We start from the raw sequence: 24,308 nt of genomic DNA, 5'->3' as shown, positions 1-24,308 counted from the left end.
ACATCTTATCTTTTTTGATGCCTTTGGTTTAACAAAACTTTAGAAAGTGCTCAGTAAATTTGTATTAGTCTAAAACTGAGAATTATAAAACTCAGTGTATGGTTCAGCAAATTCCTCTGGTGAAAAATAATCTAACACAGGTTTTTTAGATGCTTTTAAGTAATCTTCAAGCTCATTAGGAATTTCTTGAGACCCTTTAATCAAAGCATCTGAATGATCAATAGCAATTTTCATCAAGTTGTTATAATTAGGTGTGTCAAGTACTTTTACAATCTCTTCGTCAATATTGTCGAACTTAACTTTACCAATCATGTTTTTATCTAACGTACCATCAAAGCTTTGATTGTATATCGAAGTTATTATTTTACTTTCATTAAATAATGGTTCATTTTTATAAAACTCCTTAAGATATAAAGGCAGTAATGATGCCATCCATCCATTTACATGAATAATATCTGGTGACCAATTTAATTTTTTAACTGTTTCGATAACACCTTTAGCAAAGAAAATAGCGCGTTCGTCATTATCAGGGAAAAGATTACCATCTTCATCTGTTAAGGTTGCTTTTCTTTTAAAATACTCTTCATTATCAATAAAATAAACCTGAATACGTTCTTTAGGAATCGAAGCAACTTTAATTATCAAAGGCATATCTAAGTCGTTGATAACTAGGTTTATTCCCGAAAGTCTTATTACTTCGTGTAGTTGATGTCTTCTTTCGTTTATATTTCCATACCTAGGCATAAATATTCGTATTTGACCTCCTTGTTTGTTTACCATTTTTGGAGCCTCAAAAGACATTGAGGAAATTTCAGTTTCTGGTAAATATGGTACAACTTCAGAAGACACATACAATATTCGCTTATCTTTCATAAATCAGTTCGTTTTGGAAATTAAAAATAAAAAACATGCAAAATTACAAAAATTTATGCAGATTGCTAGTAAAATATTAAGTTTGCAAGCTGTTATTTTTTAGTAAACACGTGGAAATTTATCATAAAAAGCAAAATTTAAATCAATTCATTAAAGAATTGAAAGCTCAAAAACTGTCCTTAGGATTAGTGCCTACAATGGGAGCTTTACACGATGGTCATTTGTCTTTAATCAAAAAAGCGCTTGAAAATAATGACAGGGTTGTTATTTCTATTTTTGTAAATCCAACTCAGTTTGATAACAAGGACGATTTAAAAAAATACCCAAGAACTTTAGAGTCTGATGTAGAGCTGCTTAAAACAGTATCTAACGATATTGTTGTGTATGCACCAACGGTTGAAGATGTTTATGGTGATAATGTAGCGTCAGTTAACTATACTTTTGATGGTCTAGAGCATGCTATGGAAGGTAAATTTAGACATGGTCATTTTGACGGAGTTGGTACTATTGTAAAACGTCTTTTTGAAATTGTACAACCAGACAATGCTTATTTTGGAGAAAAAGATTTTCAGCAATTAATGATTATCAAAAAGCTTGTTGAAAAGCACAATATTCCAGTAAATGTTGTAGGCTGTCCTATACATAGAGAAAAGGATGGGTTGGCAATGAGTTCTAGAAATACACGTTTAAAACCAGAATACAGAAACGCTTCTCCTTTTATTTATAAAACGCTATTAGCTGCTAAAGAAAAGTTTGGCACAAAAAGTGCTAATACAGTGACGGAATGGGTTGAAAAACAGTTTGAAAATCATGAGTTATTAAAACTAGAATATTTCACAATTGCTGATACCCAAACACTAAAAACAGTAAAACGAAAGTCAAAAGACAAAACATATAGAGCATTTATAGCTGTATATGCAGATGATATAAGACTAATAGATAATATCGCATTAAATTAATTACCTTTGCCTCATGCAAATTCAAGTCGTAAAATCTAAAATTCACAGAGTAAAATGTACAGGTGCTGAACTTAACTACATTGGTAGTATAACTATTGATGAAGACTTAATGGATGCAGCAAACATAATTCAAGGTGAAAAAGTTCAAATTGTAAATAATAACAATGGCGAACGCTTAGAAACCTATTGTATTCCTGGACCTCGAAAAAGTGGCGAAATTACTCTTAATGGTGCTGCAGCAAGAAAAGTATCAGTAGGAGACACGCTTATTTTAATTACCTATGCATTCATGGATATTGAAACAGCAAAAAGCTTTAAACCTTCACTAGTGTTTCCAGACGAAGCAACTAATCTATTAAAGTAAACTTTGACAGCAAAAACTAAAAAATTACTTCGCATAGCAATTCCAATTGCTCTTGCTGTATTTTTTGGTTGGTACACCTTTTCTAAACTACCTGTAGATACAATCATTCCTTTTGTAAAATCTGCCAATTATTGGTGGATTGCTTTTGGTGTGTTTTTAGGTGTCTTGAGTCATTTATCAAGAGCTTATAGGTGGAAGTATTTGCTAGAGCCTTTAGGATATACTACCAAATTACCTAATGGAATTATGGCAGTATTTATCGCTTATTTGGCTAATTATGGCATTCCAAGATCAGGCGAAGTATTGCGAGCAGCAGTACTTACTAATTATGAAAAAGTACCATTTGAAAAAAGCTTTGGAACTATTGTGGCTGAGCGTATGGCAGATTTGGTAGTTATGCTTGGTATTATCTTAGTGACTTTAATTATAGAATACGATTTTATTTTAAACCTTCTTGAGCAATCATTTCAGCCTAAAAAACTAATACTATTAAGCCTTACAGGAATTGTAGTTCTATTTTTAGTATTCATTTATATCAAAAAAAGCAGTTCTAAATTTGCTGTAAAAGTAAAGACCTTCTTCAAAGGGTTAATGGAAGGTGTCTTAAGCATTTTTAAAATGAAACATAAATGGGCATTTATTGCTCATACATTGTTCATTTGGGGAATGTATGTTTTAATGTTTTACGTTACTACTTTCGCTTTACCAGATTTAGATAAAGTTACAATTGGTGTGGTGTTGGTTGGTTTTATTTCAGCAAGTTTTACCATTGCAGCAACCAATGGAGGGATTTTTGTGTTTCCTGCTGCTGTTATGGCTGCATTTACACTTTTTGGAATTGAAAAAGACCCAAGCTATGCATTTGGGTGGATTATGTGGGCATCACAAACCATAATGGTTATTGTTTTAGGAAGTATATCGTTTCTGTACTTACCAATCTATAATAGAATAAAATAATTGTTTACCTTGCAGTAACAATTTTTAATAGGCTAACCATGAAAAAACTTATCCTGCTAATGCTGTTGTGTTTTTCAGCAAACACAATTTATTCACAAGCTAATTACGAATCTATTTTTTCTGAAAAACTAGGAGAAGATAGACAGTTAAAAATATTATTACCAAGAGGTTATAGTGATGATGACGATAAAAAATATCCGTTAATCATTGTTATGGATGGTGATTATTTGTTTGAAGCCGTAGCTGGAAATGTAGATTATTATTCCTATTGGGAAGATATTCCTGAAGCTATTGTTGTAGGTATCAAGCAAGCCGATAAAAGGTTTGACGATTGTATGTATTCTGAACAAAATTCGCTTCCAATTGAAACTGGTGCAGCGTTCTTTGAGTTTGTAGGAATGGAACTTATTCCGTATTTGAACAAATCGTACAAAACTGAAAACTTTAGAGTAGCAGTAGGTCATGGAGAAACCGCTAATTTCATTAATTATTATTTACTAAAAGACGTTCCGTTATTTCAAGCTTACATTACTATTAGTCCAGATTTAGCACCAAATATGAATGAGTATTTAGCTGAAAGATTTGGAAAATTAGAGAACAAGATTTTTTATTATTTAGCAACATCAACCAACGACGTTGGTTCAATAAAAGAGGGAACCGAAGCTTTAAATAAAAGTTTAACAGGCTTAGACAATAAAAACCTATTATATAATTTTGATACTTTTGAAGGACCTTCTCATTATGCTTTACCAGCTCATGCAATTCCTAAGGCTTTAGAAAGTATCTTTTTTGTATTTCAACCTATTAGTAAAAAAGAATATACCGAAAGTATCTTAAAACTAGACTCTTCTCCAGTAGAATACCTTCAGGAAAAATACACCACAATTAAAGACCTTTTTGGAATTGATAAGAAAATTCTTGTAAACGATTTTAGAGCTATTGAAGCTGCTATTAAAAAGAAAGAGCAGTGGGACTATTTTGAAGAATTAGGTAAAATTGCCAGAAAAGAATATCCTGATACACTTTTAGGTCATTATTATTTAGCTCAGTTTTATGAACAAACAGGAGAGCCTAAAAAAGCAATGAAAACCTACAGGTCTGCTTATATTTTAGAAGAAATAGGAGGCATCACAAAAGATTTAATGCTAGAAAAGGCAGATGAGATTAAAGCAGATTTTGGGTACTAAATTATAATATAAATTTCCTCTCCTTTGGAGAGGTTGTTAGGAAAGGTTAATGGCTAAAGTAAAAACGACATTTTTCTGTCAAAATTGTGGCACACAATATTCAAAATGGCAAGGACAATGTACAGCGTGTAAAGAGTGGAATACCATTGCTGAAGAGCTTATTCAAAAACCAGAAAAAAGCGACTGGAAAACTCCCGAAAAAGCATCAACAAAACGCGTTTCAAAACCGTTATTGATTAATGAAATTGATACAGCCCAAGAAGCACGTTTAAACACTCAAGACCATGAGTTTAATCGTGTTTTAGGTGGTGGATTGGTTCCAGGATCATTAACGCTTTTAGGAGGAGAACCAGGAATTGGAAAAAGCACACTGTTGCTTCAAATAGCTTTAAAATTACCATACAAAACACTTTATGTTTCAGGTGAAGAAAGCCAAAAGCAAATAAAAATGCGTGCCGAACGTATTAACCCGAAAAGCAGCAATTGTTATATTCTAACCGAAACCAAAACCCAAAATATTTTTAGGCAAATTGAAGAGTTAGAACCAGATATAGTTGTGGTAGATTCTATTCAAACATTGCATAGCGATTATATCGAGTCGTCTTCCGGTAGTATTTCTCAAATTAAGGAGTGTACTACTGAACTTATAAAGTTTGCCAAGGAAACTGCAACACCTGTAGTTTTAATTGGTCATATCACCAAAGATGGTAATATAGCTGGTCCAAAAATATTGGAGCACATGGTAGATACGGTTTTACAATTTGAAGGCGATCGAAATCATGTGTTTAGAATCCTTAGAGCCAATAAAAACCGGTTTGGGTCTACTAACGAACTCGGAATTTACGAAATGCAAGGTTCTGGTTTGAGAGAAGTAACTAACCCAAGCGAGATATTAATTTCAGAAAAAGATGAAGCCTTAAGTGGTAACGCTATTGCAGCAACACTAGAAGGTATGCGACCTTTAATGATTGAAGTACAAGCTTTGGTAAGTACAGCAGTTTATGGAACACCACAACGTAGTGCCACTGGTTTTAATGCAAAACGCTTAAACATGCTTTTAGCGGTTTTAGAAAAACGAGCTGGTTTTCGTTTAGGTGCAAAAGATGTCTTTCTAAACATCACAGGAGGAATTACTGTTGATGATCCTGCAATAGATTTAGCGGTTGTAGCTGCCATTTTATCATCTAATGAAGATGAGGCTTTGCAAAGCGATTTTTGTTTTGCTGCTGAGGTTGGTTTGTCTGGTGAAATTAGACCTGTTCAACGTGTTGAGCAACGTATTCTAGAAGCTGAAAAATTAGGGTTTTCAACCATTTTTGTGTCTAAATACAATAAAATTTCACTGAAGAATACAGTTATCAAGATTCAAATGATTTCGAAAATTGAGGATTTGGTAGATTTTATTGTTTAAAAAAAATCAAATGAAAATAAGAATAGTAATTGTTTTTTTAATTTTTGCTTCATGTAGTCCAGAAATTAACCAAGAAGCTACTTTTGTTAAGTCTTTTGAAGATTTAAAAGAAGAAATAATAGCATTTAAAAATTACGAAAGAGAGGTTAAAAACAATAAAAATTTAAAGCAAGAGATTACAGAAGGAGCGTTGACAGATACATTAGGATTTAAAGATGTTGGAAGATTTAAATATTCTGTATTCTATAATGAGAAAACAAATGAACTCTTTAGAATCAAGAATATAGAAATAACTGATAAGACACTAGTTGAAAATTATTACTTTAAAAATGGTGAATTTTATTTCGTTTTAGTTGGTGAAACGGAAGCTTCTTATCCTCAACATCTATACTTTACAACAAAAGGATCTACAGTAGAGCATGCAAGGGAATTTGCTAGACTTTCTAAAAAGGCTGAAATATTTAAAAGAGACTTTGAGAAAACACATTGATTCCTTTAGATTGTATACAAAATAGTTTTAGACCATTTCAATGACTATTTTACTAAAAATCATTAATTTCGCACGTCGAAACGAATTAATGATATAATGAGTAAGAAATTCCCTGAATATAAAGGTCTTGACTTACCAAAAGTTGCTGAAGAAATTGGCAATTATTGGCAAGAAAATAACGTATTTGAAAAAAGTGTAACCACACGTGAAAACGCTAAACCATTTGTGTTTTTTGAAGGGCCACCTTCTGCAAACGGTTTACCTGGTGTACACCACGTTTTAGCACGTGCTATCAAAGATATTTTTCCGCGTTACAAAACCATGAAAGGTTTCCAAGTAAAGCGTAAAGCTGGTTGGGATACCCACGGATTACCTATTGAGTTAGGTGTGGAAAAAGAATTGGGAATTACAAAAGAAGACATTGGTAAAACCATCTCGGTTGAAGACTACAACGCTGCCTGCCGTAAAGCAGTTATGCGTTATACTGATGTTTGGAATGACCTGACTCAAAAAATGGGTTACTGGGTTGACATGAACGATCCATACATTACCTACGAACCTAAATACATGGAATCGGTTTGGTGGTTACTAAAACAGATATACAACAAAAGCTTGTTGTATAAAGGTTATACCATTCAACCATACTCTCCAAAAGCGGGTACAGGATTAAGTTCGCATGAGTTGAACCAACCAGGGACCTATCAAGATGTAACAGATACAACGGTTGTTGCACAGTTTAAAGCTAATGAAGCATCGCTTCCTGACTTTTTACAAAATGAAGGAACTATTTATTTCTTGGCTTGGACGACTACACCTTGGACACTTCCAAGTAATACAGCTTTAACAGTTGGACCTAAAATAGATTATGTTTTAGTTGAAACCTATAACCAATATACGTTTGAACCAATTAACGTAGTGCTAGCAAAACCGTTAGTTAATAAACAATTTGACGGAAAGTTTAAGCGTGTAGAAACAAAACCAGAATTATTAGAATATTCATCTGGAGACAAGAAAATACCATACTACGTTGTAAAAGAATTTAAAGGAGCCGATTTAGTTGGTATTACGTATGAGCAATTATTGCCTTATGCGTTACCAAACGACAATCCTGAAAATGCCTTCAGAGTTATTGCTGGAGATTTCGTAACGACTGAAGACGGAACAGGAATTGTACATACAGCACCAACTTTTGGTGCCGATGATGCTTTGGTAGCTAAACAAGCAACTCCTGAAGTGCCACCAATGTTGGTGAAAGATGCCAATGGAAACTTGGTGCCTTTAGTAGATTTACAAGGTAAATTCCGTCCAGAAATGGGGGAATTTGCAGGTAAGTATGTAAAAAATGAATATTACAATGATGGCGAAGCTCCTGAAAAATCAGTTGATGTAGAATTAGCTATCAAATTAAAAACCGAAAATAAAGCCTTTAAGGTTGAAAAATACAAACACAGCTATCCTAACTGTTGGAGAACTGATAAGCCAATTCTATACTATCCGTTAGATTCTTGGTTTATTAAAGTAACCGATGTTAAGGACAGAATGTTTGAATTGAATGAAACCATCAATTGGAAACCAAAAGCAACAGGAACTGGTCGTTTTGGAAATTGGTTAGCTAATGCCAACGATTGGAACTTATCGCGTTCGCGTTATTGGGGAATTCCGTTGCCAATTTGGAGAACCGAAGATGGTAAAGAAGAAATCTGTATTGGTTCTGTTGAAGAACTTAAAGCTGAAATGGCTAAAGCTGTTGAGGTTGGTGTAATGAAAGCTGATATTTTTGCTGATTTTGAAGTAGGAAACAATTCCGAAGAAAACTATGCAAAGTTAGATTTACATAAAAACATCGTTGATGAAATTGTGCTTGTGTCACCATCAGGACAACCAATGAAGCGTGAAAGCGACTTAATTGATGTTTGGTTTGATTCAGGCTCTATGCCTTATGCACAATGGCATTATCCGTTTGAAAACAAAGAAAAAATAGACAGCAACACTTCATTTCCTGCCGATTTTATCGCAGAAGGTGTTGACCAAACACGTGGTTGGTTCTATACGCTACATGCTATTGGAACGATGGTGTTTGATTCAGTAGCTTATAAAAACGTGGTGTCTAACGGATTGGTATTAGACAAAAACGGACAAAAAATGTCTAAACGTTTAGGTAATGCTACTGATCCTTTTGAAACCTTATCAACTTATGGTGCTGATGCCACACGTTGGTACATGATTTCAAACGCAAACCCTTGGGATAACTTAAAATTTGATGTAGATGGCATTGAGGAAGTAAAACGTAAATTCTTCGGAACACTTTACAATACCTACTCATTCTTTAGCTTATATACCAATTTAGATAAATTCAATTATAGCGAAGCCGATATTCCGTTAGAAGAACGTCCAGAGTTAGACCGTTGGATTTTATCTGAATTACACACGCTTATCAAGAAGGTAGATGAGTTTTATGCAGAATACGAACCTACAAGAGCAGCAAGAGCTATATCAGACTTTACACAAGAATATTTAAGTAACTGGTATGTGCGTTTAAGTAGAAGACGTTTTTGGAAAGGCGATTACCAAACCGATAAAATTTCGGCTTATCAAACGCTTTATACCTGTATGGTAACGCTTGCAAAATTAGGCGCGCCAATTGCACCATTTTATATGGATAAACTTTACCAAGACTTAACACAAGTAACACAAAAAGAAAACTTTGAGAGTGTACATTTGGCAGAGTTTCCAAAATACGATGAAAGCTTTGTAGATAAAAGTTTAGAACGTAAAATGGAGAATGCGCAAACAATATCGTCGTTGGTATTGTCGTTAAGAGCAAAGGAGAAGATTAAAGTGCGTCAACCATTGCAAAAAATTATGATTCCTGTTGATAGTGAACAACAAAAGGAAGAAATTCTTGCAGTTGCCGATTTAATAAAACATGAGGTTAACATTAAAGAAATTGAATTGTTAAGTGACGCTTCAGATATTTTAGTAAAACAGATAAAGCCTAATTTTAAAGCGTTAGGACCACGTTTTGGTAAAGATATGAAGCTTATAGCTGGAGCTATTTCAAAGTTTACTTCAGAAGATATTAAAAAAATCGAGCAAAATGGTGTTTTAGATGTTGAAGTTAACGGAAAAAACATTACTTTAGAACTCGCTGATGTTGAGATAACATCTCAAGATATCGAAGGTTGGCTTGTTGCTAACGAAGGTGCTTTAACAGTAGCACTCGATGTTACACTTACTGATAATTTACGAAGAGAAGGGATTGCTCGTGAGCTCGTAAACCGTATTCAAAATTTACGTAAAGATTCAGGCTTTGAAGTTACAGACAGAATTAATGTTGTACTTCAAAAAGATGATAATATTGTTAAAGCCATAGATACAAATCTTGAGTATATCAAAACAGAAACTTTAACCGAAGAACTTGAAATTATGGACACTGTAAACAATGGTATAGAAATTGCTTTTGATGATGTAAATACCAAATTGTTTATTCAAAAACATTAGAGAATATGGCAGCAGAAACAAACGTAAGATACTCTGATAAAGATTTAGCAGAATTTAAAGCTTTAATACAAGAGAAAATAGATAAAGCAGAGCACGATTTAGAATTAATTAAAAGTGCTTATATGAATGACCTCAATAATGGTACTGATGATACCTCTCCAACGTTTAAAGCCTTTGAAGAAGGTAGTGAAACAATGAGTAAAGAAGCAAACTCACAGTTAGCTATTCGTCAGGAAAAATTCATTCGCGATTTAAAAAATGCTATTATTAGAATAGAAAATAAAACTTATGGCATTTGTCGTGTTACAGGAAAGCTTATCAATAAAGAACGTTTAAAGCTTGTGCCACATGCTACACTTAGTATTGAAGCTAAAAATATGCAACAATAACATTCTCATAAAAGTGAGAACCTCGTGATATTGTAACAAGTTTAAGTAACTATAATTAGCGTCTTGCTCATGGCAAGACGTTTTTATTTTTAATAAAATAATAGTTTATTTTTGCACCCAAATATGTCATTAAAAAAAGCAACACTCTTAATAATTGTAATACTACTTATTGACCAAATAAGTAAAGTATACATTAAAACGAATTTTTCACTAACCGAAAGAGCAATAGTTTTTGATTGGTTTCAAATAGTATTTGTTGAAAACGATGGAATGGCTTGGGGAACAAAACTCAGCGATTTTGTTACTTTTATTTCTGATAGAACAGCTAAACTTTGCCTAACACTTTTTAGAATAGTAGCTGTTGTTGGTATTGGATATTGGTTAGTGACTTCGGTTAAAAAAAATGCGTCCAAAACACTAACCATTGCAGTTTCTTTAATATTTGCTGGTGCTTTAGGTAACATTATAGATTCAGTATTTTATGGTGTTTTATTCGATTCTAGCTCTAACCAGGTTGCTTCATTTTTACCGCAAGATGGAGGCTACGATTCGTTATTTCATGGTAAGGTTGTAGACATGCTTCATTTTCCTATTTGGAAAGGTGTTTTGCCTAATTGGATTCCGTTTTATGGCGGAAAGTACTTTACATTTTTTGAACCTGTTTTTAATATTGCTGATATGGCAATAAGTACTGGAATAGGAATTTTAATCTTCTTTAATAAAAAAGCGTTCAATTAAGCTTATATTAGTTTCTTAAAAATCATTCTTTTATGAAGCTAAAGCATCTTCTAAGTTTTTTTGTATTCGTTTATTGCATTAATACTTTACACTCCCAAAATTATTTCGGAATACATTTTCCTAATCAAGGCGAGCAACAAGTTTGTCAAAAGTTCAATCAGGCTTTTGTAAACAGACCTAAAGAATCAAAGTTTGCAATAAAACGTGAAAACTCTAATCTGTTTTTTGAAACCAATGATAAAGAATGGTTCAATGCTCTTTTTACAAATATAACCGACGGAATTGCTATAGATATAGTAGATAAAGACCGTTATGCTTGTAGTGTAGCGTCAATAGAACAAGTGCAAATTAAAGGAACACTTTTACCACCTGTATATGCTAAAAAGCTAAAAGCAGGTCTTAAAAAAAGCAGTGAAACGTCGTATAGGGTTTTAGTAGGTCGTATTCCTGCAAACCTTATGAGTAAAGAACTGGAGTTTAATATTCTTTTTTTAAGTGATAAAAACCTGTGTCAATATTATGTAATTTATGATCTTGAATCTTACCCTTGGGATTTATTGGACATGGGAATGTACCTAGATTCTATAGCCTATAATGCAAAACAGATAAAAGCCAATGCTAAGGACGCTTATATTATAAAGAATAAAACTTTAAAGTTTAAAATTCCTTTTGAAAAGAATAAATCAGAATACTCTCCTGAAGATATTAAACCTATTTATGATTCACTTCGCTTAACCGATTATTACATAAAAGCAATAAAAATAAAAGCTTATGCATCGGTTGAAGGTAGCTTGGAACGTAATATAGAGCTACAGCAACAGCGTGCTGCAAGTATTGCCAATGCACTACAATCGTTTCAAAAACCATCTATAAAAAATGACATTTCGTCTTCTGAGAATTGGGTGGAATTTCTAAATGCTATTGAAAATACCAAATACAGCGATTTAAAAGAGTTAAGTAAATCAGAAATTAAAGCAAAACTCTTTGGTAGTTTGTCTGCTGAAATGGAACCAATTTTAAAAAACCATCGAAAAGCTTTAGTGGAGTTGGAACTTGAAAAAAAGGACAAGTACAAGGATTTGAGTGGAACAGAACTTGTAAACAAGTTTAATACAGCACTAACCCAAGACCAACTTGATGAGGCATTGCAAATTCAAAATTCGCTTTTCGAAAAATTAAAGAATAAAGAAGTTTCACCAAATCATATAGGTAAGCTTCAAGTACCAAATCAATTAAAATACCTTACATTTTTGAATAAAAATTCTGCAATGAAATATATGTTGGAAGAACCTCAAATTGTAATTGTTTATAACGAATTGCAACAGCTAGAAAAACTGTCGCCAAAAGACAAACGTATAAAATATAACATTGCGGCTATTGAGCTTAAGTTGTGGCGATATAAAGTAATGGATATTGATAAAAATAGACTTAAAAGCAAAATAAATGCTTTAAAAACATATGGTATTGATCAGGATTTAGTCTCTAGAATGTTGGTGAATTATCATATTATTGAAGCCGAAAATTTAATGCGAAAACGCGATTATGCCAACAAGGACAAAGCTGTTTCGTATATAAAAAACAGTTATAAAAATTTTCATTTATCAGACTATGATTATCTAAGTTTAGCGCAGTTTTTTAGCTATTACGCTAATACTGATATGGCTGTGGAACTTTTAAGCCCAAAAGCAAAAAGCATTGATATTGACGAAAACTTGCTGTTTTACTATTTGAATTTAACCATCATAAATCCTGAGCTTACACAAACATCAGATTATAGAACTATTATGCTAAATGCATTAAACATGAACAAAACACGCTATTGTAAATTGTTTAATCCTTATGGTGAAGGTGGAGTTACATTTCAGCTGTTGGAAGATAGTTATTTAAGAACAACCTATTGTGAGAGTTGTGAAAATTAATCACTAACTAAACTTATATACAGTTTTAGGTGTCACGCAATAATCTAAAGTTACGTCACTTTCAAAAGTGTCTTCAATTTGGGTTTCTGCTTCAAAAAAAGACAGTCCAATTTTCAGTGTTTCAGGGTTGCATTGCGACAAGAATTTATCATAAAATCCTTTGCCATAACCTACACGATGACCTTGTTTATCAAAAGCTAAAAGCGGAACAAAAACAATATCTATTTTTTCTGAAGGAATTGCAATACCATCAACTGGTTCTGGTATATTGTAATGGTTTTTCTTAATAACCGTTGCATCAGTTAAGAGAAAATGAGTCATTTCATACGTGTTGAAATCACTTTTTGAAATTACTATATTTTTATCCTTTCCGGAAAGGATATTTAAAATAAAATCGGTATTGATTTCCTTTTGTTCTTCAATAGATAAAAAAATATGATAAAACGATTTGTCCCAAATATCTAATTGAAGTAACGCATTTGCAATTTGAAGACTCAAATCATCAACATCATCTAGTGTTAAAGCGTTGCGTTTTTGTTTATAAGTTGCTCTTAAGGTGGCTTTTTTCACTTGAAGAGGGTTTTAATTTAGTGGTAATATGAAAAAGGGCATCACCTTGATATACAATAGGAGATTCATTAACATTAATAATATAACCCGAAAAAGAAGCTCTCACAAAGTGGTTGAATTTCCCATAAGGGTCAGTAATGTTACCAATAACATCTCCTTTAGTCACTTCAGAACTTATTTGAACTGAAGCTCTAAACATACCTGAGATATTTGCACGTTGCCAACGACTGTCTAAAATATAAACAGGATTGTTTTTAGGTTTAGACACTTTAAATTTTGTAGATAACATACCTAAATGATTTAAGACGCGTTTAGCTCCATTTACACCAGTATTGGTGATGTTGTTATCAATATGATTAGATTTTCCACCTTCAAACAGAAGTACAGGTTTACCTTGTTTACTCAAAACGCTTCTAAACGATTTTTTAATGTTTTTTGAGTACAGTACAAAAGGTGCATTAAAAATGTTTGCTAGTAAATCGAGCTCAGGATTGTTTTTTACAATACGCATTTGAGGTGCATTAAAACGACCTGCTCCTCCAGTATGAAAGTCGACTACAACATCTACATCAGGAATAACTTCGGTAACTAATTTATTAGCAACTCTACTGGCTAAAGAGCCTTTTTTTGTGCCTGGAAATACGCGGTTTAAATCTCTTCCGTCAGGGAACTCTCTGTTGAGGTTAATAAACCCAAACACATTAATTACAGGTAAGCACACAATAGTTCCGCACTTAGGTTTATTGATGCCTTTTGCTATAATTTGACGTACAATTTCAACGCCATTAACTTCATCACCATGAATGCCTGCAGTAAATAAAACCACAGGTCCAGGTTTTTTAGAGCGTTCAATAATTACAGGAACATCAACACTAGAGGAAGTATGCAAATTAGCAACACCAAAACTAAGTTCGCAGCTTTCGCCAACTTTAATATCGCGTCCTAAAATTGTTATTACTTTCCTCTGTTTGTAGGTCATGTTCTGTTTCTTTCTATATAAGTAATAATAGCTTTTGCTATATTTCTCCCTGTAGCACCTTCAATGCCTTCAAGTCCTGGGGTAGAGTTAACTTCCAATAACAATGGTCCTCTAGCGGATTGCAGCATATCAACACCGCAAACAGGTAATTTTAAAGCGCGAGATGCTTGCATTGCTAATCGTAGTTCAGCATCGTCTAGTTTTACTACTTCAGCAGTTCCGCCTCTATGTAAATTAGACCTAAATTCGCCTTCTTTACCTTGGCGTTTCATGGCACCAACCACATGTCCATCAACAACTAAAGCTCTTAAATCGGCTCCTTTTGCTTCTTTAATAAACTCTTGAACAATAACTCTTGCTTGTAAACCATTAAAGGCTTCCAACACTGATTCGGCAGCATTTTTTGTTTCAGCTAAAACAACTCCTAAACCTTGTGTGCCTTCTAAAAGTTTAATAATTACAGGTGTTCCGCCAACATGTTCAATAACTTCTTCAACGTCTCTAGAGTAGTTAGTGAAAACCGTTTTTGGCATACCAACACCAGCTTTACTTAGGCGTTGTAAACTGCGCAACTTATCTCTTGAACGTACAATGGCATCAGAGGTTACAGTTGTAAATACATTCATCATTTCAAACTGTCTTACCACAGCACAACCATAAAAGGTTACCGAAGTTCCAATTCGAGGAATGATAGCATCTACATAATCCAAATACCTATCTTTATAATAGATAGTTGGTTTTTCTTTTTCAATAATAATATCACATTTTAAAGGGTCAATAACTTCAACGATATGACCTCTTTTTTCTCCTTCATCGATTAATCGACGCGTTGAATACAAATGCGAATTTCTAGATAGAATGACAATGTTCATGGATGCTGGTATTGTATGATACATTTTGTTGATTAACGTCAACAAGAAATTTCTTGCTCAAAAACTGTCTGCCAATGAGTACAGGAAATTTCATATCATCTCTAGTGCTTAAAGTTAAGTTAATCTTATACGTTTTACCAAAAAATATAATGGTTGATTTTATTTTAAATCTATTTTCCTTAAAACCATTGCTACTTTTTACGTCAGTACGAGTATAGCTGTCAAACACAACTTCTTTTCCGCTAAAATTAGGATGACCAGCACTGTAAAATGTGCAAAAAAGTTTGTTGTCTTTTTCAATAATTTTTGAACAATGTATGGCAGAGGTGTAAGCACCTGTATCTATCTTAACATCAATGCTAAAAAGACCTAGCGTAGGAAAATCTACTCTGTCAATTCTACCAATAATTTGTTTTGTCATGTGTTTTTTACGTTTTAAAAAAGTGGCGCAATGTAGTAAATAAGTTAATTCAAAAAATTTTAAAAATCATAAATTTTTCACGCTAAAAAATTAAAATATTTACCTTTGAAGTAATGAGCAATACATCACTAGAAATTCAGCTAAAAACCCTACCAAATCAACCTGGTGTATATCAGTATTTTGATAGTGATGGCAAGATTTTGTACATAGGTAAAGCCAAAAACTTAAAGAAACGTGTAAGCTCTTACTTCAATAAACAGCACGATTATGGTAAAACTAGAGTGTTGGTGAAAAAAATTGCAACTATAAAGCATATTGTTGTTGATACCGAAACAGATGCGTTGTTGCTGGAGAATAATCTTATTAAAAAATACCAACCGCGTTACAATGTTATGCTCAAAGACGACAAATCTTACCCATGGATTTGTATTAAGAATGAACGTTTTCCAAGAGTATTTTCTACCAGAAGAGTCATAAAAGATGGTAGTGAGTACTTTGGTCCTTATACAAGTATGAAGACCGTTTCTACATTGCTTAACCTTATAAAAGGGCTTTTTCAATTAAGAACTTGCAATTATGATTTGTCACAGGAAAAGATTGATGCCAATAAATATAAAGTGTGCTTAGAATACCATTTAGGAAATTGCAAAGGTGCATGTGAAGGTTATGAGACTGAAACAGAGTATCACGCAAACATTGATGCTATAAAAGAAATTCTTAAAGGAAATTTTAAAGATTCGCTTTCGCAGTTTAAACAGCAATTGAAAGACTATGCCGAAGATATGCAGTTTGAAGAAGCGCAGAAAATAAAAGAAAAAATTGAAGTTTTAGAAAACTACCAGTCAAAATCTACTATAGTCAATCCAAAAATTAGCAATGTGGATGTGTTTAGTATTGTAAGTGATGAATCTTATGGTTATATCAATTTTTTACAATTATCTTATGGGTCAATTATTCGTTCGCATACATTAGAAATTAAAAAGAAACTTCAAGAAACTGATGTTGAACTTTTAGAATTGGCAATTACCGAGTTAAGACAGCGTTTTAATTCAAAGTCAAAAGAAATTTATGTGCCATTTAAGGTGAATATTGGTGAGCATATAAAAACAACAATTCCAAAGCTAGGAGATAAAAAGCACATTTTAGACCTATCTCTTCGAAATGCTAAATATTACCGAATGGAACGCTTTAAACAGGTAAAAATCACCGATCCTGATAGACATGTCAATAGGATTATGGCACAAATGAAAGCCGATTTGCGGTTAAGTGAAGAGCCTAGACATATTGAGTGTTTTGATAACTCAAACATACAAGGAACCAATCCTGTTGCAGCTTGTGTAGTGTTTAAAGATGGTAAACCAAGTAAAAAAGATTACAGGCATTTTAATATAAAAACAGTTGAAGGACCAGACGATTTTGCGTCTATGGAAGAAGTAGTGTTTAGGCGATACAAGCGTTTGCTTGACGAAGATCAACCTTTACCACAGTTAATTGTTATTGATGGAGGGAAAGGACAACTGTCTTCTGCCTTAAAGAGTTTGGATGTTTTAGGATTGAGAGGAAAAATAGCAATCATCGGAATTGCAAAACGTTTAGAAGAATTATTTTATCCAGATGATCCAATTCCCTTATATTTAGATAAAAAAAGTGAAACCCTAAAAATCATTCAACAATTACGTAACGAAGCTCATCGTTTTGGAATAGAACACCACAGAAACAAACGTAGCAAAAGTGCTTTAAATACTGAGTTGGAAACCATTCCAGGAATTGGAGAAAAAACAGTTGTTGAGCTTTTAAAAACATTTAAATCGGCTCGTCGAGTATCTAATGCAAAGCTAGATGAGTTAGAAGATGTAGTAGGTAAATCAAAAGCAGATAAAATTTATAATTACTATCATAATTAATGAAGCATATAATATTAATAGCACTGATATTTTTTAATATATCACTTTATGCTCAAGAAAACGTAGAAGAAACCAAGCCCAAAATAGGTTTAGTGCTAAGTGGTGGTGGAGCAAAAGGGTTTGCGCACATAGGTGTTTTAAAGGTTATTGATAGCTTAGGTATTAAAGTAGACCATGTTGCAGGAACCAGTATGGGAGCAATTATTGGATCATTATATGCGTCTGGTTATACAGGAAAACAATTAGATTCAATTTTTAGAACTCTAAATTTTGATGATGTTATTAGCGATAATCTTCCGCGAGAAGCAAAAACATTTTACGAGCGAGATAATGCCGAAAAATATGCAGTGAGCTTACCGTTTGATAAATTTAAACTTAAGTTGCCTTCAGCAATTTCAAGAGGGCAAAATGTATATAATTTATTAACCTATTTAACGCTACATGTGAGTGAGGTTGATGATTTTCAAAAGTTACCTATTCCGTTTTTTTGTATTGCTACTGATGTAGAAACTGGTAAGGAGGTAATTCTAGATAAAGGAAATTTAGCTAAAGCTATTACAGCAAGTGGAGCGTTTCCGTCTTTATTTCAGCCTGTTGAGATTGATGGTCAACTACTTATTGATGGAGGTGTAGTAAACAATTATCCTATTGATGAGCTTAGAGCTAAAGGGATGGATATAATTATTGGTGTTGATGTGCAAGATGGATTGGCGACAAGAGACGAGTTGACTTCAGCACCTGATATATTACTTCAAATCAATAATTACAGGACAATTAATGACATGAAGTCTAAAGTAAAGAAAACCGATGTTTATATAAAACCAGATATTAAAGACTTTACTGTAATTTCGTTTAGTGAAGGAAGTCAAATTGTGGAAAATGGTGAATATGCTGCAAGTCAAAAGATTGATGAACTTGTAGCATTAGCAAAAACAAATCAAAACTCTGTACAGTATAAAGCAGTCAAATCACCAGATAGTATACTTATTAATTCAGTAAATTTTGATGGTAATAAACGCTACACGAGGTCGTATGTGCTAGGAAAGTTAAGATTAAAACAAAACTCTAAAGTAAGCTATGAAGATTTTAATAGTGGCGTAAATAATTTGGTTGCAACCAATAATTTTGATGCCTTTCAATACAAGTTCAAAAAGTCAAAAGACTCTGATGGTTACGATTTAGATGCAACCTTAAAAGAAAGTAAAGCAACTACGTTTTTAAAACTGGGTTTACATTATGACGATCTTTATAAAAGTGCAGCTTTAGTAAACATTACCAAAAAGCGATTTTTATTTGATAACGATGTAGCTTCTTTCGATTTTATTCTAGGAGATAATGTTAGATATAATTTTGAATATTTTATTGACAAAGGGTTTTACTGGAGTATTGGTTTAAGATCTAGATTTAACCAATTTCAAAAGGGAATTAGTGCACAATTATTGCTAGATGATGCTGAGCAAGACCTAACAGGAATTAACAAGCTAGATGTAGAATTACAGGATCAAACCAATCAATTTTATTTACAAACCCTTTTCAGAAAAGACTTTGCATTTAGTGTTGGAGCAGAGCATAAGCGTTTAAGAATTAAATCGGAAACGATAATCGACGATTTTCAAAGCGATGATGATGAGGTCATTTTTGAAAACACAGATTATTTAAGTTTGTTTGGAGGACTTAAGCTAGACACATATAGTAATAAGTATTTTCCAAAGAAAGGATTTTATTTTAATGGCGATTTTCATTTGTATTTACACGCTTCAAACTTTAACAAGGAGTTTTCTGAATTCTCAATAGCTAAAGCTGATATAGGATATGCGTTTAGTTTTTCTGATAAGTTTGCGGTAAATCTTTTATCACAAGGAGGCTTTAAAATTGGTGACGACTCTACCAAAACACTCGATTTTGCACTCGGTGGTTATGGTAATAACTTTATCAATAATTTTATTTCATTCTATGGGTATGAAAACATTGCCTTAACAGGTAATAGTTTTGTAAAAGGAACCATAACCTTAGACTATGAGTTATTTAAAAAACACCATATAATAGCTGCTGCTAACTATGCAAATATTGAAGATGGTTTGTTTGAGTCTGGAGGATGGATTTCTAAGGTTGACTACAGTGGTTATGCCTTAGGTTATTCAGTAGAAACATTTTTAGGACCGCTTGAAGCAAAGTATACATGGTCTCCAGAGAACAATAAAAGCATTTGGGTCTTTAATATTGGGTTTTGGTTTTAATAATCGCTTAAATTTTTCGATATTTGAGGACATGAAACCATTTTGGGAAGACTTATTACTACACTTACATTTTCTCATCAAGAGAAACCCAGAATAATTAGGCTCTATTGTAATTTCTGCTTAGACAGAAATCTTATATTTTGTATCTTTATATAAATTAAATAACGACTGTTCTGTAACTTTAAACTTTTAATATCAGAACATTAAAATATAAAAAATGCCTTTTTATCATAAATTAGGGAAAATCCCACATAAACGACATACACAGTTTAGGAAACCAGATGGTAGCTTGTACTACGAGCAATTATTTGGAACCATCGGTTTTGATGGTATGTCCACCAATATGTATCACGAGCATAGGCCAACACAAGTCAAAGAGATAAAAAAACAATACAGTGTAGCGCCTAAAATTGCCAAAGCAAATAACATTCAATCCTATAGGCTTCACGGATTTAAAATTCCACAGATCAACGATTATCTCGAAAGCCGAAAAACGGTGTTAACCAATAGCGATTGTAGTATTATTTTAGCAGCACCAAAACAATCTACCAAAGAGTATTTTTACAAAAATACCGATGCCGACGAGCTTATTTTTGTGCATCGTGGTAGCGGAAAACTACGAACACATTTAGGAAATCTCGATTTTAAATATGGTGACTATTTGTTAGTACCAAGAGGAATCATCTATAAAATAGATTTCGATACCGAAGACAACCGTTTGTTTATTGTGGAGTCTCGTCGTCCAATTTACACGCCAAAACGGTATCGTAACTGGTTTGGGCAATTGTTAGAGCATTCGCCATTTTGTGAGCGCGATTTACGTCAACCGCAAGAATTGGAAACTCATAACGAAACAGGAGACTTTTTAATGAAAGTTAAAAAGCAAGGCGATATTTTTGATATGGTTTATGCTACTCATCCTTTTGATGTTGTTGGATACGATGGTTACAATTATCCGTACGCCTTTTCAATTCACGATTTCGAACCTATAACAGGTCGTGTGCACCAACCACCACCAGTACACCAAACCTTCGAGACCGATGCCTTTGTGGTATGCAGTTTTGTACCAAGGCTGTACGATTACCATCCAGAAGCAATTCCTGCACCTTACAACCATAGCAATATAGATAGCGATGAGGTATTGTATTACGTAGATGGCGATTTCATGAGCCGAAACGATATTGACGCAGGACATATTTCTCTGCATCCAGCAGGAATTCCGCATGGACCACATCCTGGAGCAACAGAGCGTAGCATTGGTAAGATAAAAACCGACGAGTTAGCAGTAATGGTTGATACATTTAAACCCTTACAAGTAACCGAAGACGCATTAAAAATAGCAGACGAAGATTATTTTAAATCTTGGTTAGAATAACATATTAATAAGAAGCTAATCCTGCTTTCGGCAGTCGCTTTAAAAACTGTCCTATCGAGCGCAGTCGAGATACAGTTTTTAAGAGCTCCAACAAACTGCCTCAATCAGGGCTAAAAAATAAATAAAATGAGCAAAAACATAGAATCAGTAAACTACGGACTGGAAAAAATATTTGAAGGCGCAGAAGACTTTCTACCTTTATTAGGAACCGACTACGTGGAATTTTACGTTGGTAATGCCAAACAAGCAGCACACTTTTACAAAACCGCTTTTGGGTTTCAATCTTACGCATACAAAGGGTTGGAAACAGGAAGTAAAGACACAGTATCTTATGTCTTAAAACAGGACAAAATACGATTGGTATTAACCACTCCATTAAACTCAAAACACCCAATTAACGACCATATTGTAAAACATGGCGATGGTGTAAAAGTAGTTGCCCTTTGGGTTGAAGATGCACGTAGTGCTTACGAAGAAACCACATCGCGTGGTGCAAAATCTTACATGGAACCAACAGTTGAAACCGATGAGTTTGGAGAAGTTGTAAGAGCAGGTATTTACACATATGGCGAAACCGTTCACATGTTTGTAGAACGTAAAAACTATAAAGGTCAGTTTATGCCAGGGTTTGTGAAATGGGAATCTGATTACAATCCAGAACCAGTTGGCTTAAAGTATATTGACCACATGGTTGGTAACGTAGGTTGGGGCGAAATGAATACTTGGGTAAAATGGTACGAAGACGTCATGGGCTTTGTAAATTTCTTGTCTTTTGATGACAAGCAAATCCACACCGAATATTCTGCTTTAATGAGTAAAGTAATGAGTAATGGTAATGGTCGCATTAAATTCCCAATAAACGAACCTGCTGAAGGAAAAAAACGCTCGCAAATTGAAGAATATCTAGATTTTTATGAAGGTCCAGGTGTTCAGCATATTGCTGTAGCTACAGATGATATCATAACAACAGTTTCGCAGTTGCGTTCTAGAGGTGTTGAGTTTTTATCTATTCCACCAGAAGAGTATTACAGAGCGGTTCCTGGTCGTTTAGAAGAATTTAGTCATGAATTACGTGAAGATATCGAAACGTTAAAAAGTTTAGGTATCATGATTGATGCTGATGAAGAAGGTTATCTATTACAAATATTCACAAAACCAGTAGAAGATAGACCAACGTTATTCTTTGAAATTATTCAACGTATGGGTGCAAGAGGTTTTGGAGCAGGAAACTTTAAAGCTTTGTTCGAATCCATTGAAAGAGAGCAAGAAAAGCGCGGAACATTATAACAAATGTTTAACAATTGCAGTATCAAAAAACTCCGCTAAAATATTGTGGAGTTTTTTTGTTTTAATACTTTTGGAACAGTAATTGTAATTTGTAGTTTATAACAATAAAATGTAAGCAAATAAGTTACATTTACAATCTTGTATAGATCATGAAAAAATTACTACTTATAATAGTTGCCCTGTCTTTTATGCAAACGTCTTTTGCTCAAGAGAAAACTGCATTTCAAGATGGAGAATGGTTTAAGTTTAGAATGAGTTACAGTGGCTTTTTAAAAGCTGGTAACGCAACATTAACAGTAGATGAAACTACCCTCAATGGTAAGCAAGTATACCATGTAGTTGGTAAAGGATGGACAACTGGAGCTATAAAGTGGTTTTTTAAAGTGAAAGATCGCTATGAAAGCTATTTTGATAAACAAACAGGACTTCCATATAAATTTATAAGAAAAATAGATGAAGGTGGTCACACAAAAGATATTGAAATAGACTTTGACCATAAAAAAAGGCAAGCTCATGTTGAAAATAAAAAACACAATACCAAAAAAGTAATTGCTACAGAGCAAGATGTACAAGATATGGTGTCTGCGTTTTATTTTTTACGTAACAACTATAAAACCGAATCTATAAAAGAAGGAGACATGGTCTCTCTTAATATGTTTTTTGATGAAGAAAACTTCAATTTTAAATTGAAATTTCTAGGAAGAGAAACTATAGATACTGAATTTGGAAAAGTAAAAACACTAATATTCAGACCATACGTTATGGCAGGACGAGTGTTTAAAGAACAAGAAAGTTTGACGCTTTGGGTAAGTGCAGACGAAAATAAAATACCATTAAAAATTAAAGCAGATTTAGCTGTAGGATCATTAAGAGCAGACTTAGAAGCTTTTAAAGGACTAAAGCACTCCTTTCAAGTACAATTTGATTAATACCATGTCTAACCAACAAGATTACGATACAATAATAGAAGCACTTCAACAGAAGTACAAAGCCATAAATCAAGATACCGAAGACCATTTATATGGTCTTTTGTACAGTAAACCCATTACTTATTGGGATTATATTCAAACCGATGCACTTTTAAGCCTACAAACGCAACGTACCACGTTACCAGATGAAATGGTGTTTATTGCTTATCATCAAATTAACGAGCTTATCTTTAAAATGATTTTGTGGGAAATTCAGCAAGTAGCCGAAAAAGAAGAATTAGATGCTACGTTCTTTGAAGGAAAAATAATGCGTATAAGTCGTTATTTTGATATGCTTACCACCTCATTCAATATTATGAGAGAAGGTATGGAAATAGAACAGTACATGAAGTTTAGATATACTTTAACACCTGCGAGTGGTTTTCAAAGTGCGCAATACAGATTGGTTGAATTTGCTTCAACCGAATTGATAAATTTAATTGACTATAGGTTTAGAGCCTCTATTGATCGAAATACACCTTACACACATGCTTTTGAGCATTTGTATTGGCAAGCAGCAGGTAAAGATTATAAAACTGGTAAAAAATCAACACTTTTAGTTAATTTTGAAAAACGCTACAAAGATGAGTTTTTAAGGTTTATGGAAAGTTATAATACCAAAAACCTTTGGACGCGTTTTAAAGAATTGCCTGAAAAAGATCAAAAAGATGAAGATCTTGTTAAGGCAATGAGACATTACGATTACACTGTAAACGTTACATGGGTTATGGCGCATTACAACGCTGCAAAACACTATATTGAAAGCGGCACAGGTGATGGCGAAGCTACTGGAGGAAGCGATTGGAAAAAATACATGCACCCAAAATATCAAAGACGTATATTTTTTCCTGAACTTTGGACCAAAGAAGAATTGGATAATTGGGGAATGGACGTATAAAATCAATCA

General features: G+C 33.4%; 21 protein-coding genes. 16 read left to right on the top strand and 5 right to left on the bottom strand.

What is annotated here, in order from left to right; all coding sequences use genetic code 11:
* Positions 1–69 precede the first annotated feature (69 nt).
* Entirely contained in the window at positions 70–873 is an 804-nt protein-coding gene (locus tag OD803_RS03170) for a glycogen/starch synthase (protein ID WP_131506237.1), read from the bottom strand.
* A 110-nt stretch (positions 874–983) separates the two neighbouring features.
* On the opposite strand from OD803_RS03170, the gene panC reads away from it, so the two are divergent.
* The 10 genes from panC (at position 984) to OD803_RS03120 (ending at position 12,788) form a co-directional block, all read left to right on the top strand.
* Positions 984–1,832, top strand: coding sequence for a pantoate--beta-alanine ligase (gene panC / locus OD803_RS03165; protein WP_262732323.1), 849 nt, complete (start codon positions 984–986; stop codon positions 1,830–1,832).
* A gap of 13 nt (positions 1,833–1,845) precedes the next feature.
* Positions 1,846–2,196 carry an aspartate 1-decarboxylase gene (panD, locus tag OD803_RS03160; RefSeq protein ID WP_129759595.1) on the top strand — a complete coding sequence of 117 codons (351 nt, stop codon included), beginning with the start codon at positions 1,846–1,848 and terminating at the stop codon, positions 2,194–2,196.
* Between the two features lie 3 nt (positions 2,197–2,199).
* Positions 2,200–3,153, top strand: coding sequence for a lysylphosphatidylglycerol synthase transmembrane domain-containing protein (locus OD803_RS03155; RefSeq protein ID WP_262732322.1), 954 nt, complete (start codon positions 2,200–2,202; stop codon positions 3,151–3,153).
* Positions 3,154–3,191: 38 nt separating this feature from the next.
* On the top strand, positions 3,192–4,340 hold the full coding sequence (locus tag OD803_RS03150; protein WP_129759593.1) for an alpha/beta hydrolase: 1,149 nt from the start codon (positions 3,192–3,194) through the stop codon (positions 4,338–4,340).
* A gap of 49 nt (positions 4,341–4,389) precedes the next feature.
* On the top strand, positions 4,390–5,751 hold the full coding sequence (gene radA, locus OD803_RS03145) for a DNA repair protein RadA (protein WP_262732321.1): 1,362 nt from the start codon (positions 4,390–4,392) through the stop codon (positions 5,749–5,751).
* A gap of 10 nt (positions 5,752–5,761) precedes the next feature.
* Entirely contained in the window at positions 5,762–6,241 is a 480-nt protein-coding gene (locus OD803_RS03140; RefSeq protein ID WP_262732320.1) for a hypothetical protein, read from the top strand.
* A 96-nt stretch (positions 6,242–6,337) separates the two neighbouring features.
* On the top strand, positions 6,338–9,742 hold the full coding sequence (gene ileS, locus OD803_RS03135; RefSeq protein ID WP_262732319.1) for an isoleucine--tRNA ligase: 3,405 nt from the start codon (positions 6,338–6,340) through the stop codon (positions 9,740–9,742).
* A 5-nt stretch (positions 9,743–9,747) separates the two neighbouring features.
* Positions 9,748–10,131 (top strand): TraR/DksA family transcriptional regulator, encoded by a 384-nt coding sequence (locus OD803_RS03130; protein WP_129759590.1) that lies wholly within the window; start codon positions 9,748–9,750, stop codon positions 10,129–10,131.
* Positions 10,132–10,254: 123 nt separating this feature from the next.
* Entirely contained in the window at positions 10,255–10,869 is a 615-nt protein-coding gene (locus tag OD803_RS03125; protein ID WP_131506230.1) for a lipoprotein signal peptidase, read from the top strand.
* Positions 10,870–10,901: 32 nt separating this feature from the next.
* Entirely contained in the window at positions 10,902–12,788 is a 1,887-nt protein-coding gene (locus OD803_RS03120; protein ID WP_262732318.1) for a hypothetical protein, read from the top strand.
* A 3-nt stretch (positions 12,789–12,791) separates the two neighbouring features.
* On the opposite strand, the gene OD803_RS03115 is transcribed toward OD803_RS03120, so the two are convergent.
* From OD803_RS03115 to OD803_RS03100, 4 genes are read right to left on the bottom strand one after another with little or no spacing between them, the layout of a single operon-like run.
* Positions 12,792–13,358 carry a 5-formyltetrahydrofolate cyclo-ligase gene (locus OD803_RS03115; protein ID WP_262732317.1) on the bottom strand — a complete coding sequence of 189 codons (567 nt, stop codon included), beginning with the start codon at positions 13,356–13,358 and terminating at the stop codon, positions 12,792–12,794.
* Positions 13,327–14,337 (bottom strand): succinylglutamate desuccinylase/aspartoacylase family protein, encoded by a 1,011-nt coding sequence (locus tag OD803_RS03110; protein WP_262732316.1) that lies wholly within the window; start codon positions 14,335–14,337, stop codon positions 13,327–13,329. Before OD803_RS03110 ends, OD803_RS03115 begins: the two co-directional genes overlap by 32 nt.
* Positions 14,334–15,209 (bottom strand): 30S ribosomal protein S6--L-glutamate ligase, encoded by an 876-nt coding sequence (rimK, locus tag OD803_RS03105; RefSeq protein ID WP_262732315.1) that lies wholly within the window; start codon positions 15,207–15,209, stop codon positions 14,334–14,336. Before rimK ends, OD803_RS03110 begins: the two co-directional genes overlap by 4 nt.
* Positions 15,187–15,630 (bottom strand): ATP-dependent zinc protease family protein, encoded by a 444-nt coding sequence (locus OD803_RS03100; protein ID WP_129759583.1) that lies wholly within the window; start codon positions 15,628–15,630, stop codon positions 15,187–15,189. The genes rimK and OD803_RS03100 overlap by 23 nt, the downstream gene beginning before the upstream one ends.
* Before the next feature lie 113 nt (positions 15,631–15,743).
* Between OD803_RS03100 and uvrC the strand changes: the two genes are divergently transcribed.
* From uvrC to OD803_RS03070, 6 genes are all read left to right on the top strand, one after another.
* Entirely contained in the window at positions 15,744–17,534 is a 1,791-nt protein-coding gene (uvrC, locus tag OD803_RS03095; protein ID WP_262732314.1) for an excinuclease ABC subunit UvrC, read from the top strand.
* Positions 17,534–19,771 carry a patatin-like phospholipase family protein gene (locus OD803_RS03090; protein ID WP_262732313.1) on the top strand — a complete coding sequence of 746 codons (2,238 nt, stop codon included), beginning with the start codon at positions 17,534–17,536 and terminating at the stop codon, positions 19,769–19,771. The genes uvrC and OD803_RS03090 overlap by 1 nt, the downstream gene beginning before the upstream one ends.
* A 217-nt stretch (positions 19,772–19,988) precedes the next feature.
* Positions 19,989–21,146 (top strand): homogentisate 1,2-dioxygenase, encoded by a 1,158-nt coding sequence (locus tag OD803_RS03085; RefSeq protein WP_131506223.1) that lies wholly within the window; start codon positions 19,989–19,991, stop codon positions 21,144–21,146.
* 126 nt (positions 21,147–21,272) lie between these two features.
* Complete coding sequence (hppD, locus tag OD803_RS03080; RefSeq protein ID WP_131506222.1) at positions 21,273–22,433, top strand: 4-hydroxyphenylpyruvate dioxygenase; 1,161 nt, start codon at positions 21,273–21,275, stop codon at positions 22,431–22,433.
* 149 nt (positions 22,434–22,582) lie between these two features.
* Positions 22,583–23,362: a DUF3108 domain-containing protein gene (locus tag OD803_RS03075; RefSeq protein ID WP_131506221.1), complete on the top strand. Its 780-nt coding sequence runs from the start codon at positions 22,583–22,585 to the stop codon at positions 23,360–23,362.
* Between the two features lie 4 nt (positions 23,363–23,366).
* The gene (locus OD803_RS03070) at positions 23,367–24,299 is read left to right on the top strand and encodes a tryptophan 2,3-dioxygenase family protein (RefSeq protein ID WP_131506220.1); all 933 of its coding nucleotides are present in this window, start codon (positions 23,367–23,369) and stop codon (positions 24,297–24,299) included.
* Positions 24,300–24,308: the final 9 nt, after the last annotated feature.

Origin of the sequence: Gaetbulibacter sp. NE (assembly GCF_025548475.1) — a bacterium.
Taxonomy (GTDB): Bacteria; Bacteroidota; Bacteroidia; order Flavobacteriales; family Flavobacteriaceae; genus Gaetbulibacter_B; species Gaetbulibacter_B jejuensis.
Note: the sequence above shows the minus strand (reverse complement) of the source record. Positions and strands in the feature narration are given on the sequence as shown.

Bases quoted from the DNA above. Each gene is read 5' to 3' on its own strand.
- panD (WP_129759595.1), top strand. From the start codon at position 1,846: ATGCAAATTCAAGTCGTAAAATCTAAAATTCACAGAGTAAAATGTACA.
- ileS (WP_262732319.1), top strand. From the start codon at position 6,338: ATGAGTAAGAAATTCCCTGAATATAAAGGTCTTGACTTACCAAAAGTT.
- OD803_RS03120 (WP_262732318.1), top strand. From the start codon at position 10,902: ATGAAGCTAAAGCATCTTCTAAGTTTTTTTGTATTCGTTTATTGCATT.
- OD803_RS03150 (WP_129759593.1), top strand. From the start codon at position 3,192: ATGAAAAAACTTATCCTGCTAATGCTGTTGTGTTTTTCAGCAAACACA.
- hppD (WP_131506222.1), top strand. From the start codon at position 21,273: ATGAGCAAAAACATAGAATCAGTAAACTACGGACTGGAAAAAATATTT.
- OD803_RS03110 (WP_262732316.1), bottom strand. From the start codon at position 14,337: ATGACCTACAAACAGAGGAAAGTAATAACAATTTTAGGACGCGATATT.
- OD803_RS03090 (WP_262732313.1), top strand. From the start codon at position 17,534: ATGAAGCATATAATATTAATAGCACTGATATTTTTTAATATATCACTT.
- OD803_RS03070 (WP_131506220.1), top strand. From the start codon at position 23,367: ATGTCTAACCAACAAGATTACGATACAATAATAGAAGCACTTCAACAG.
- OD803_RS03125 (WP_131506230.1), top strand. From the start codon at position 10,255: ATGTCATTAAAAAAAGCAACACTCTTAATAATTGTAATACTACTTATT.
- OD803_RS03140 (WP_262732320.1), top strand. From the start codon at position 5,762: ATGAAAATAAGAATAGTAATTGTTTTTTTAATTTTTGCTTCATGTAGT.
- rimK (WP_262732315.1), bottom strand. From the start codon at position 15,209: ATGAACATTGTCATTCTATCTAGAAATTCGCATTTGTATTCAACGCGT.
- OD803_RS03130 (WP_129759590.1), top strand. From the start codon at position 9,748: ATGGCAGCAGAAACAAACGTAAGATACTCTGATAAAGATTTAGCAGAA.
- OD803_RS03085 (WP_131506223.1), top strand. From the start codon at position 19,989: ATGCCTTTTTATCATAAATTAGGGAAAATCCCACATAAACGACATACA.
- uvrC (WP_262732314.1), top strand. From the start codon at position 15,744: ATGAGCAATACATCACTAGAAATTCAGCTAAAAACCCTACCAAATCAA.
- radA (WP_262732321.1), top strand. From the start codon at position 4,390: ATGGCTAAAGTAAAAACGACATTTTTCTGTCAAAATTGTGGCACACAA.
- OD803_RS03075 (WP_131506221.1), top strand. From the start codon at position 22,583: ATGAAAAAATTACTACTTATAATAGTTGCCCTGTCTTTTATGCAAACG.
- OD803_RS03100 (WP_129759583.1), bottom strand. From the start codon at position 15,630: ATGACAAAACAAATTATTGGTAGAATTGACAGAGTAGATTTTCCTACG.
- OD803_RS03170 (WP_131506237.1), bottom strand. From the start codon at position 873: ATGAAAGATAAGCGAATATTGTATGTGTCTTCTGAAGTTGTACCATAT.